This is a genomic window from uncultured Mucilaginibacter sp., from assembly GCF_937859865.1.
In the GTDB taxonomy this organism is placed as follows: Bacteria; Bacteroidota; Bacteroidia; order Sphingobacteriales; family Sphingobacteriaceae; genus Mucilaginibacter_A.
The window spans coordinates 53941-64777 of the sequence record NZ_CALMAT010000033.1; the positions used below are offsets into that span (position 1 = coordinate 53941).

Sequence of the window (10837 nt, forward strand, 5' to 3'; positions counted from 1 at the left end):
CATTTAAATCTGAAGATAAATCATCGGCATTTACTATTTCCAGGTATTCCAGTTCTACGCCGGGTTCGGCTTTTATCATTTCCACAGCTTCTTTTAAGGCTGATTGTGCCGATGCTTCTTTTACCGGTACTTTTTTGATGTGGTTTAAAGCGCGCGACAAAACTAAGGCATGCTGCCGGTCTTCCGCAGTTAAATGAATGTTGCGCGAACTCATCGCCAGCCCATCTGCTTCGCGGATAATCGGGCACATCACCAGTTTTACCGGCAGTTTTTTCAGTTCCGCCATCTTTTCGATCACCCGGAACTGTTGAAAATCCTTTTGTCCGAAAAAAGCTACGTCAGGTTTTACGGCCACAAAAAGCTTATAAACAATCTGCATCACGCCCTGATAATGGCCAGGCCGGAATTTGCCTTCCAAACGGTGTTCGATTTCGCCGATATCCAAATGCCAATGCTCTTTTTGCGGGTACATTTCTGTTGTTTCGGGCATAAACAAAACGTCGCATCCGGCTTGTTGCAATTTTTTGATGTCGGTTTCTATCGGCCGCGGATATTTTTCCAAATCGGTTGCATTGGTAAACTGGGTCGGGTTTACAAAAATGCTGCATACAACCAATTGCGTTTGGGCTTTGGCCAAGGCAATCAATGATAAATGCCCATCATGCAAAGCGCCCATCGTTGGCACCAAAGCAATCGGCTTTTTGTTTTGCTGTTGCAGGTATTCTTGCAGAGCAGCAATGGTTTTCAGGATTTTCAAAGCTGTAAAAGTTCCTATAATTTTTAAAAAAGTAAACTGTTTCCGGTTCAAAATTGCGCATTTGGTTAAAATAAGCTGCTATCCGCTTGTACGATTGATTGATAAATCATAAGATAATCACTACCTTTGTAGCCTTAATTGTAAATTTCTTTACACATAATTAACAACAATAAAAGATGAGTAAATCGAAACTTTTGTTTATTACACAAGAAATGTCGCCCTTTCTTGAACTTTCTAAAATTTCCGAAATCACCCGTCAGCTTCCGCAGGCCATGCAGGAAAAAGGGTTTGAAATCAGGATACTGATGCCGAGGTTTGGAAATATTAATGAACGAAGGAACCGTTTACACGAAGTGATCCGCCTATCGGGCATGAACATTATTATTGATGACAACGACAACCCGCTGATTATCAAAGTAGCATCTATCCCTGCCGCACGCATGCAGGTTTACTTTCTCGACAACGAAGAATATTTTCAGCGCAAATATGTTTTCCGCGACAAAGAAGAAAAGTTTTATGCCGATAACGACGAACGCATGATCTTCTTTTGCAAAGGTGCTTTGGAAACCGTAAAAAAATTAGGCTGGGCTCCGGATATCATCCATTGCCATGGCTGGTTGACTTCTTTGGTTCCGGCTTATGTGAAAACCAGTTACAAAGACGACCCGACCTTCAAAAACTCCAAAGTAATATACTCTTTTTACGACCATAATTTCAGCGAAAACCTAAGTGCCGGTTTTGCCCAGAAAGCGGTGATGAACGGCATGACCGAAAAACAGGTTGAAGCTTACAAAGAAGGCAACAGTGTAGCCCTGGATAATGGTGCTTTGCAATATGCCGATGGCTTGGTTATGGGCAGCAATGAACTTAGCCCAGAACTGTTAAATAATGTTAAAAAGAGCGGTAAACCGGTGTTGGACTATGATTTAACCCTTGATCCGGAAAATTTTTACAACTTTTACGAAGAAATCACCAATGATGAATTGGTACATGTTGCATAAGATTTAACCCGAATATGAAATTTTCTAAATTAGGCTTATTAACGCTGTTGATAAGCCTTTTTATTTTAAGCAGTTGCAAAAAGCCCGATACCGTTGGCCTGGCTGTTGACCCTTCCGAAGTGATTAATGGCACTTTGCTGGATACCGTTTCCATTAACACCACTACGTTAAGAGACGACAGCATTGTTACCACCAACTTAACTGGCAGTCAAGCCGGTGCTTCTGTTTCGGTTTTTCCTTTGGCTTATTATAAAGACCCAATATTTGGTGTTACAGAAGCAAACGCCGCACTTTCTTTGGGGACGCCTGCTAGTACAGCTTTTACCAGGCCAACCGGAACAGTTACCGTAGATTCTGCCGTTTTGGTATTGCGCTATGGTAGAAATTTTTATGGTGATACTACGGCAACCAATTATAAACTGAATGTTTACCAGTTGAACGAGCAGCCCTTAAACCAAGCTTACTACAACACCAAAGCCTGGGCCTACAACCCTACTTTAATTGGCACAGGCAGTTTTCATGCCCGCCCCAACGACAGCGTTAAAGTATTGCAAATAGTTACAGGCGCAAAAGACACCATTAAAAAACTACAACCGCAAATCAGGATCCCTGTTAATACGGCTTTTGTTAAGAACAATATTTTGTTGACAGATTCTTCCAAATTGATCGGGACAGAAGCTTTTAAAAGATATTTTAAAGGCTTGTATTTAACATTCGACAAAGCACAAACAACCGGAGGCCCGGGCGGTAATTTTTATTTATTAACAGATTCCTGTGCTTTAAATGTTTATTACAAAAACACAAGTAGCACCGGCACTATTGATACGGTAATGGCTTCTTTCCCGGCCTCAGGAAATTATGCCGCCCAAATTAAACATGATTATACCGGCACAGCAATTCAGGCTGCCTTAAGCAATACAACATCATCAAAAACGGTTTACTTGCAAGGTTTGGCCGGTTTGCGTGCCAAAATAGCTTTTCCTTCATTGGCCACCAACGTTAAAAAACTACTTGGCAACGCTGCTTTAAACCGTGCCGAACTGATCATCACACCAGTTGCAGGCACACAAATTTATCCTTTTTTACCTGCGCCAAGGCTTACTATGTACCGCTACAATGTGGCCAAACAACGTACTTTAATACCTGATGCCAATAGTAACGACACACGTTTTATAAGCTTGCTTCCTTATGGTTTTGGCGGATTTTATAATTCAATAAAAAATGAATACCATTTTGTGATTACCGGCTACATCCAGGATTTACTTTCCGGTAAAACAATTGATTACGGAACCTTTTTGGCACCTGCAGATTATTACAACACTACATCTGTTGAATATAGTACCGGTTCTGCCTATAGTGCCGGAAGGCTGGTGGCCGGAGGCGATAAAACGTCTGCCTACAAAATGAAATTGAACATCATTTACACACCGGCTTTGGTGAAGTAACCATAAACTTTTTAGGGCTTAAACCCGTAAAAGTTACCATGCTTCTTTTACCACTAAAAAATTGGTGTTTCGTTTTACTTATTAGAAAAGAAAGAAACTCAATGATTTTTATGCCATAAAAGAAGCATAGAACATTCGATAAATTTTTCAGCAGGATCAAATATAAAAACACTGAATAGCTTTTATATTTGATCCTGTTTTGTAAAACTGCTGCCTGTTATGTGTGGAATTGTAGGATATATTGGCTTTCGGGATGCCTACCCGATTATAATAAAAGGGTTGCACCGCTTGGAATACCGCGGTTATGACAGTGCCGGTGTTGCCTTGCTGGACCAGGAAATTAAGGTTTATAAAAAAGCCGGCAAGGTAAGCGACCTGGAAAATTTTGTAAAAGACATTCCGATGAAAGGCACGGCCGGAATGGGCCACACGCGTTGGGCCACGCATGGCGCGCCAAGCGACCGCAACTCGCACCCGCACTCATCCGGCAACCGGGAATTAACCATCATTCATAACGGCATCATCGAGAATTATGCAACGATAAAAGAAGCATTGATCGAAAAAGGTCACGAGTTTAAAAGTGATACCGACACGGAAGTTTTGATCCACCTAATCGAAAACATCCAGGATGAAACCCAGCTTGATCTGCAAGAGGTTGTACGCATTGCTTTGACGCAAGTGAATGGTGCTTATGCTATCGTTTTAATGAGCAATGATGAACCAGACCGTTTAATTGCTGCACGAAAAGGTAGCCCGATGGTAATTGGGGTTGGCAAAAACGAATATTTTATTGCTTCAGACGCTACACCAATTGTAGAATATACACGCAACGTAATTTATTTAAATGATAGTGAAATTGCGGATATAAGCCGTAATAGTTTGGTGATTAAAAGTTTGGACAACGTTGTTCAACAACCTTATGTCCACGAGCTTGAACTAAAACTCGAGATGCTCGAAAAAGGCGGCTTCGATCATTTTATGCTAAAGGAGATTTATGAACAGCCACGTTCTATAAAAGATTGTATGCGTGGCCGGATGCATCCCCAACAAGGATTGGTGCAACTTGGGGGTTTAAAATCTTATGCCGAAAAATTAAAAAATATTGACCGTATCATTATTGTGGCCTGTGGAACTTCCTGGCATGCAGGTTTGGTAGGTGAATATTTAATTGAAGAATATGCACGTGTACCAGTTGAGGTAGAGTATGCATCAGAATTTAGATATCGCAATCCAATCGTCTCCGAAAAAGATTTAGTAATCGCTATATCCCAATCCGGTGAAACGGCAGATACAATGGCTGCCTTAGAACTGGTAAAAGAAAAAGGCGCTACTATTTTTGGGGTATGCAACGTAGCCGGTGCTTCCATTCCGAGGCTTACTGATGCCGGGGTTTATACCCATGCTGGCCCGGAAATTGGTGTTGCTTCCACCAAAGCTTTTACGGCACAGGTTACAGTACTTACACTGATTGCGTTTTACATAGCACAAATCAGGGGAACGCTAAATCAAAGCAAACTAATTACACTGTTAACAGAATTAGACCAAATCCCGGATTTGGTTGAGCAAGTATTGGCTCATAATGCGCAAATTGAAATCATTGCGCGTAAGTTTAAAGACTCAGCAAATTGTTTGTTCCTTGGTCGCGGTATCGCTTTTCCGGTTGCATTGGAAGGCGCATTAAAACTGAAAGAAATTTCTTATATACATGCCGAAGGTTATCCTGCGGGAGAAATGAAACACGGCCCGATTGCTTTGATTGATGAAGCCATGCCCGTGATTTTTATCGCCACCAAACATTCTTCTTATGAAAAAGTGATCAGCAACATCCAGGAAGTAAAAGCGCGTGGCGGAAAACTGATTGCCATTGTTTCTGAAGGCGATACCGAAGTGAAAAAAATGGCCGATTACGTGATCGAAATCCCGCAAACCGACGAAGCATTTTTACCTTTAGTGGCTACGATTCCGCTCCAACTCCTGGCTTATCACATTGCGTTGATGCGTGGCTGCAATGTTGACCAGCCGCGAAATTTAGCCAAATCGGTAACGGTGGAGTAAGCAGTCAGCCATTAGCTTTCAGTCTTCAGTTACCGTCCTAAATAAACTGCTTGCTAATTTTTAGGCGGTAAAAGAAGCATTGGCTTAAAATGACAGCCTAAAAATTGTATCCGTAAATTTCTTACTGATTTTTATGCGATAAAAGAAGCATTATGCCCTTAGCACAATCTTGCCGAATTGGGCAGAATTGTCCATTTTACGTACCGCTTTTTCTGCTTGTGCCATCGAAAAAACTTCATCCACAACCGGCACAATCTGGTGTTGGTTAATGAGTTCGAGCATCGCTTTAAAATCTTCCTGCGTGCCCATTGTAGTGCCTAAAATGTTTAATTGCTTCCAAAAGATTTTACGCCCGTCTAATGGTGGTAAATTTCCTGCTGTCCCTCCAAAGAAAACTATTCTTGCTCCGGGATTGCACAAATCAAGCAACTTGGCAAAACCTTCGCCCAAAGCACTATCAATAACCACATCAAAACCACCGGCCAAATGCTTTAACTGGTCGGCCCAATCCTGCGCTTTGTAATTGACACCGGCCGCAGCGCCTAATTTTTTGGCCGCATCAATTTTTTCTCCCGAACCGGAAGTTACAAAAACTTGGCAGCCGGCAGCAACGGCAAACTGCAAGGCAAAAGAACCGGTGCCGGCGCCAACGCCAACAATCAGCACTTTATCGCCTTGCTTGGCTTTTCCTTTGGTAAACAAAGCACGGTAAGCCGTTAAACCAGCCAGCGGAATGGCGGCAGCTTGTTCCCAAGTTAAATGTGCCGGTTTCGGATACAAATATTCGGCACCGATTTTAACATATTCTGCAAAAGTACCGTCATCCGGCAAACCCAAAATTTTAAATTCTTTTTGCTGAAATTCGGGATGATTGCCCCAATTGTTTCCCGGGTTGATGATCACTTCTTTGCCAATCCAGCTTTGATCTGCATCCGGCCCAACTTCGGCAACAATCCCGGATCCATCAGAACCCAAAATTGAAGGATATTTAATGCCGGCATATTGGCCTTTGGTAATCCACCAGTCGCGCCGGTTTAAGGCTGCGGCTTTAATTTGCACCAACACTTCGCCAGCTTGTAACGTTGGCTTTTCAACATCTTTCCAAATTAGCGGCTGATCGGCGGCTTCTAAAACAATTGCTTTCATGATTGATAAAATAAAAAACCGGCCCGGATGTTTATCCAAGCCGGTTTCACTGATTTTTAGGTGATAAAAGAAGTATTAAGCCATCGCTTTTTTATACAGCTCGTTCACGTGGTTCCAGTTTACCACGTTCCAAAAAGCGGCTATGTAATCCGGCCTTCTGTTTTGATATTTCAGGTAGTAAGCATGTTCCCAAACATCCATTCCTAAAATCGGCGTGCCTTTTACTTCGGCAATGTCCATCAAAGGGTTGTCTTGGTTCGGGGTTGAACTCACTTGCAGTTTTTTATCGGCACCAACGGTTAACCAAGCCCAGCCAGAACCAAAACGGGTTGCACCGGCCTCGGCAAATTTGGTTTTGAAATCGGCAAAAGAACCGAAAGAAGAACTGATGGCAGTTGCCAGATCACCGCTTGGCTCTCCGCCGCCGTTTGGCGAAAGCAAAGTCCAAAACATGGTGTGGTTGTAATGGCCGCCGCCATTGTTGCGCACCGCAGGCGGAAATTTGGAAACATTTTTGATGATATCTTCAATCGAACTATTCGCTTCCGGTTTACCTTCCAAAGCTTTGTTCAAGTTGGTAACGTACGCCTGGTGATGCTTGCCGTGGTGGATTTCCATCGTAGCTTTGTCAATGTGCGGTTCTAATGCGTCGGTGGCGTAAGGTAACGCCGGTAATACAAATGCCATATTGGTTAATTTAAAGGTGAAAGAATCTGATTGATACAAACCTAAATAATTTTTTTGCCGGTACTGTTTTTACTGGCAATAAAATGAATTTGAGGTGAGATTGACAGCCTGAAATACAAAGCGGCAAGGCGCGGATTTGTTCTGTTGCTGCTTAATTTTTAATGCGTTTTTGCCTGAAAAACGACCGCACCAGTTCCGAGCATTCATTTTCCAAGATGCCGCCGGTAACCACAGTTTTTGGGTGTGTGATTTTTTGGTTGATGCGGCCAAAACCACGTTGCGGATCATAAGCGCCAAAAACAATTTTACCAATCTGGAACCAGTAGGTTGCGCCGGCACACATTACACAAGGCTCCATCGTAACATATAAAGTACAATTTTGCAAGTACTTTCCGCCCATTGCGTTTGCTGCTGCTGTTAATGCCTGCATTTCTGCATGTGCAGAAACGTCGTTTAAACGTTCGGTTAGATTATGGCCGCGGCCGATGACTTGTCCTTCGCAAACCACAATGGCGCCGATCGGGATTTCGTCTTCTTTTAAAGCCGCTTTGGCTTCCTGCAAGGCTAATTGCATGTAAAAATCATCCGGCGAAATAACCGGATCATCGGTAAAACTATAATATCTCATTCGTTACTTTTATTCTGGTTAAATTTTTTATGCAAATAATTTTCCGTCATTACAATTACTACAACCGGAATGCTAATGCCCGATAGCATTAATAAACATATAGTAATAATGCTTGAATACTTTCCACTAATAATAAATACAATTAAAATTCCTGCAACTAAAACTATGCTCCCAATTTTAATCATCAGTTTTGCTGAATAATAATTAGCTTCATCCCATGTTTCCTGATTTTTCATGGATGACGGCGTTTTGTAACCGTAAAAGTGATTGATTTTTTTAGGCGGAAAATATTTTTGTAAAAGTCCAACCAGAAGCATAATCAAACCGATTAATTGGGGTCCTATTATTAATTTGCTTAATATCATATCTAAAATAATTTAATACCATTTGGCCTACGCGTTCAATTGTTCCGGTAATATATAGCCATTTTCATCTGCAAAACCAATTACTAAAAACGCTGATATAAATTTTCCATTTGTTTTGAAGGAATATTAATCACTCCAATAATTTGCCTTCCAACCAAATCTTAGGTTGATAATGTTTTGTGATTTGTGCGCTTGTCTATTTTAATCCGAACTCTCCAGAATCAACCTATAATTTACACGCAGGTTTTCGTGCTTCCGGAAATGCTAATACTTGTAATATCGTTTCAACACGAAGTTCTACTTTTTCAAATTCCGGCCAGGTAATGGTTTGTATTTATCAAAAGTAAAATTTATTAGTAATTGATTGTAATGATAACAATTTTCAACTCTATGCACTTTCCCTACCTTTGCCTTTAATGAACGAAGTATTTCTAAAAAAAGGCAAAGAAAAAGCCGTATTGCAACGCCATCCCTGGGTTTTTTCCGGTGCGATTGAAACCGTAAAAGGTAAACCTGAAAACGGCGAAATTGTAAAGTTGCTCGACGGCAAAGGCGATTTCTTGGCTTATGGTTTTTACAACAACCAGTCGCGCGTGGCGGTGCGTTTGCTGGAATGGAACGATGCTGTTTTTATCGATGAAAATTGGTGGCGCACAAGAATCCAAACTGCTGTAAATAACCGCAAAAAAGTTTTAACCGAGCAAACTAACACTTGTCGGTTAATTTTTAGCGAAGCTGATTTTTTGCCTGGGTTGATTGTGGATAAATACGCCGATCATCTTTCCGTCCAAATTCTTACTTCCGGTATGGAAAAAGTAAAGGAAATTTGGATTGATGAACTGCAAAAACTGCTTCAACCTAAAAGTATTTTTGACCGAAGTGATGCAACTTCCCGTTCGCACGAAGGTTTGGAAGCTTCTTTTGGTTTGCTTTACGGAGAAAACCCGCCAGACTTTGTGGAAGTGAAGGAAAACGGCATCCGCTACGAAGTAAGTATTGCCGAAGGACAAAAATCTGGTTTTTACTGCGACCAGCGCGATAACCGACGTTTGGTTGCCGCTCATGCTTCCGGCAAAAAAGTGCTGGATTGCTTTAGCTATTCGGGCGGTTTTAGTTTAAATTGTTTGCAGCAAGACGCAGATTTAGTTATCAGCGTGGACAGTTCTGCTTTGGCAATTGAAACCTTGCAGAAAAATATCAAACTCAATAATTTTGATGCTAAAAGAAGCATTGCCATCCAATCGGATGTGAACAAACAGTTGCGCAAGTTTCGGGAGGAAGAGGAAAAATTTGATTTGATCATCCTCGATCCGCCAAAATATGCGCCTTCGCGTTCGGCTTTAGACCGTGCTTCGCGTGCTTACAAAGATTTAAACCGGCTGGCGATGCTGCTGCTGAACAAAGGCGGTTTGCTGGCCACGTATTCCTGTTCCGGTGCTATGGATATGCCTACTTTTAAACAAATTTTGGCCTGGGCTGCGCTGGATGCTGGTAAAGAAGTACAGTTTATCGGTCAGTTGGTGCAGCCAGAAGACCATCCCATCCGTTCTTCTTTCCCGGAAGGGGAATATTTAAAAGGTTTGCTTTGCCGGGTGAGTTAGCTATCCGTTTGTTATTTTGACTGTTGGGAAAATCCTTCCAAAACAGCTTAATTTTATGTTGATAAAAGAAGCATTTGTTTTCCATAAAGATTTCCCTCCACGTCCGAAATGCCGGTACTTGTAAAAATAGCAAGCCAGAACGATGGCAACGAGAAAGGTATAAACCCAGGCGGGCAGGGTTGAATGCCGCCCGGAGGCGATCCGGCATTCTTGATTTTTGGTTCTTTTGATCAAGCAAAAGAACGCATAATGAGAAATAAATTTGATAAATATCTTTTGGCAAGACCACGATGAACAAAACTCCAAATACTTCTTTTATGCAGTAATTTTTTGTTTCTTCTTCGATTTTGAACGCAGCTTTAAATTCAGCATCTCCACCAAAATTGAAAAACCCATAGCAAAATACAGGTAGCCTTTCGGGATGTGCTGATCAAAACCTTCGGCCAAAAGGGAAAAACCGATCAGCAATAAAAAAGATAAAGCCAGCATTTTTACGGTTGGGTGCGAGTTTACAAAATTGGCCACACTGTTGGACGCCCACATCATAATGCCAACGGAAATCACCACGGCCGCAATCATCACCTCCAAATGGCTGGCAATACCAACGGCGGTGATGACAGAATCCAGCGAAAAAACAATATCCAGCAGCACAATCTGTACAATGGTTGACCAAAAAGATTTCGGTTTTACGTTGGCCTCGTCGTCATCGTCGCCTTCAAATTTCTCGTGGATTTCGCTTGTGCTTTTGTAGATTAGGAACAATCCGCCGCAAATCAAAATTAAATCATGCCCGGAAATGGCCAATTTTTCTACCCAATCCGGATCGGTAATCCCAAAAACGCCGGAAAGGTTAAACAGCGGCTTAGTCAAACTCATGATCCAGGTGAGCGAAAGCAGCAGCAAAATCCGTGTAAACATTGCCAAAAACAAACCCAGCCTGCGGCCTTTGCTTTGCTGTTGGGCAGGCAGTTTCCCCGAAAGGATGGAAATAAAAATGATGTTGTCAATCCCTAAAACAATTTCTAAAATGGTTAGCGTAATCAGCGATATCCAGGCTTCGGGTTGGGTCAAAAATTCCATATTGCAAAAATGCTTCTTTTATCGGCATAAAATCAACAAAGAAATTTGTTATTATTTTGCGGCAACTATACC

At 41.8% G+C, this 10837-nt stretch carries 10 protein-coding genes; 4 read left to right on the forward strand and 6 right to left on the reverse strand.

Features of this window, described 5'->3' with window-relative positions; all coding sequences use genetic code 11:
- The coding region (gene panC / locus Q0192_RS04035) for a pantoate--beta-alanine ligase (RefSeq protein ID WP_299286433.1) at window positions 1–757 on the reverse strand (757 nt) is incomplete at its 3' end.
- Window positions 758–933: 176 nt separating this feature from the next.
- On the opposite strand from panC, the gene Q0192_RS04040 reads away from it, so the two are divergent.
- The 3 genes from Q0192_RS04040 to glmS all read left to right on the forward strand — a co-directional run bounded on the left by Q0192_RS04040 (window position 934) and on the right by glmS (window position 5258).
- A complete protein-coding gene (locus Q0192_RS04040) occupies window positions 934–1758 on the forward strand; it encodes a glycogen/starch synthase (RefSeq protein ID WP_299286436.1) in 825 nt (274 codons plus the stop codon).
- 14 nt (window positions 1759–1772) lie between these two features.
- Window positions 1773–3203, forward strand: coding sequence for a DUF4270 domain-containing protein (locus Q0192_RS04045; RefSeq protein WP_299286439.1), 1431 nt, complete (start codon window positions 1773–1775; stop codon window positions 3201–3203).
- Between the two features lie 219 nt (window positions 3204–3422).
- Window positions 3423–5258 carry a glutamine--fructose-6-phosphate transaminase (isomerizing) gene (gene glmS, locus Q0192_RS04050; protein ID WP_299286442.1) on the forward strand — a complete coding sequence of 612 codons (1836 nt, stop codon included), beginning with the start codon at window positions 3423–3425 and terminating at the stop codon, window positions 5256–5258.
- A gap of 150 nt (window positions 5259–5408) precedes the next feature.
- Here glmS and Q0192_RS04055 read toward each other — a convergent pair whose 3' ends face one another.
- The 4 genes from Q0192_RS04055 to Q0192_RS04070 all read right to left on the reverse strand — a co-directional run bounded on the left by Q0192_RS04055 (window position 5409) and on the right by Q0192_RS04070 (window position 8084).
- Complete coding sequence (locus tag Q0192_RS04055; protein WP_299286444.1) at window positions 5409–6404, reverse strand: zinc-binding dehydrogenase; 996 nt, start codon at window positions 6402–6404, stop codon at window positions 5409–5411.
- A 75-nt stretch (window positions 6405–6479) separates the two neighbouring features.
- The gene (locus Q0192_RS04060; RefSeq protein WP_299286447.1) at window positions 6480–7091 is read right to left on the reverse strand and encodes a superoxide dismutase; all 612 of its coding nucleotides are present in this window, start codon (window positions 7089–7091) and stop codon (window positions 6480–6482) included.
- A gap of 151 nt (window positions 7092–7242) precedes the next feature.
- Entirely contained in the window at window positions 7243–7719 is a 477-nt protein-coding gene (locus Q0192_RS04065; protein WP_299286450.1) for a nucleoside deaminase, read from the reverse strand.
- Window positions 7716–8084, reverse strand: a complete 369-nt coding sequence (locus tag Q0192_RS04070) for an SdpI family protein (RefSeq protein ID WP_299286453.1) — start codon at window positions 8082–8084, stop codon at window positions 7716–7718. Before Q0192_RS04070 ends, Q0192_RS04065 begins: the two co-directional genes overlap by 4 nt.
- 416 nt (window positions 8085–8500) lie before the next feature.
- On the opposite strand from Q0192_RS04070, the gene Q0192_RS04075 reads away from it, so the two are divergent.
- Window positions 8501–9685: a class I SAM-dependent rRNA methyltransferase gene (locus Q0192_RS04075; protein WP_299286455.1), complete on the forward strand. Its 1185-nt coding sequence runs from the start codon at window positions 8501–8503 to the stop codon at window positions 9683–9685.
- Window positions 9686–10000: 315 nt separating this feature from the next.
- Here Q0192_RS04075 and Q0192_RS04080 read toward each other — a convergent pair whose 3' ends face one another.
- Window positions 10001–10765, reverse strand: a complete 765-nt coding sequence (locus Q0192_RS04080) for a TerC family protein (protein ID WP_299286458.1) — start codon at window positions 10763–10765, stop codon at window positions 10001–10003.
- Window positions 10766–10837 lie beyond the last annotated feature (72 nt).

Bases quoted from the DNA above. Each gene is read 5' to 3' on its own strand.
- Q0192_RS04055 (WP_299286444.1), bottom strand. From the start codon at position 6,404: ATGAAAGCAATTGTTTTAGAAGCCGCCGATCAGCCGCTAATTTGGAAA.
- Q0192_RS04060 (WP_299286447.1), bottom strand. From the start codon at position 7,091: ATGGCATTTGTATTACCGGCGTTACCTTACGCCACCGACGCATTAGAA.
- Q0192_RS04065 (WP_299286450.1), bottom strand. From the start codon at position 7,719: ATGAGATATTATAGTTTTACCGATGATCCGGTTATTTCGCCGGATGAT.
- Q0192_RS04080 (WP_299286458.1), bottom strand. From the start codon at position 10,765: ATGGAATTTTTGACCCAACCCGAAGCCTGGATATCGCTGATTACGCTA.
- Q0192_RS04070 (WP_299286453.1), bottom strand. From the start codon at position 8,084: ATGATATTAAGCAAATTAATAATAGGACCCCAATTAATCGGTTTGATT.
- Q0192_RS04040 (WP_299286436.1), top strand. From the start codon at position 934: ATGAGTAAATCGAAACTTTTGTTTATTACACAAGAAATGTCGCCCTTT.
- glmS (WP_299286442.1), top strand. From the start codon at position 3,423: ATGTGTGGAATTGTAGGATATATTGGCTTTCGGGATGCCTACCCGATT.
- Q0192_RS04045 (WP_299286439.1), top strand. From the start codon at position 1,773: ATGAAATTTTCTAAATTAGGCTTATTAACGCTGTTGATAAGCCTTTTT.
- Q0192_RS04075 (WP_299286455.1), top strand. From the start codon at position 8,501: ATGAACGAAGTATTTCTAAAAAAAGGCAAAGAAAAAGCCGTATTGCAA.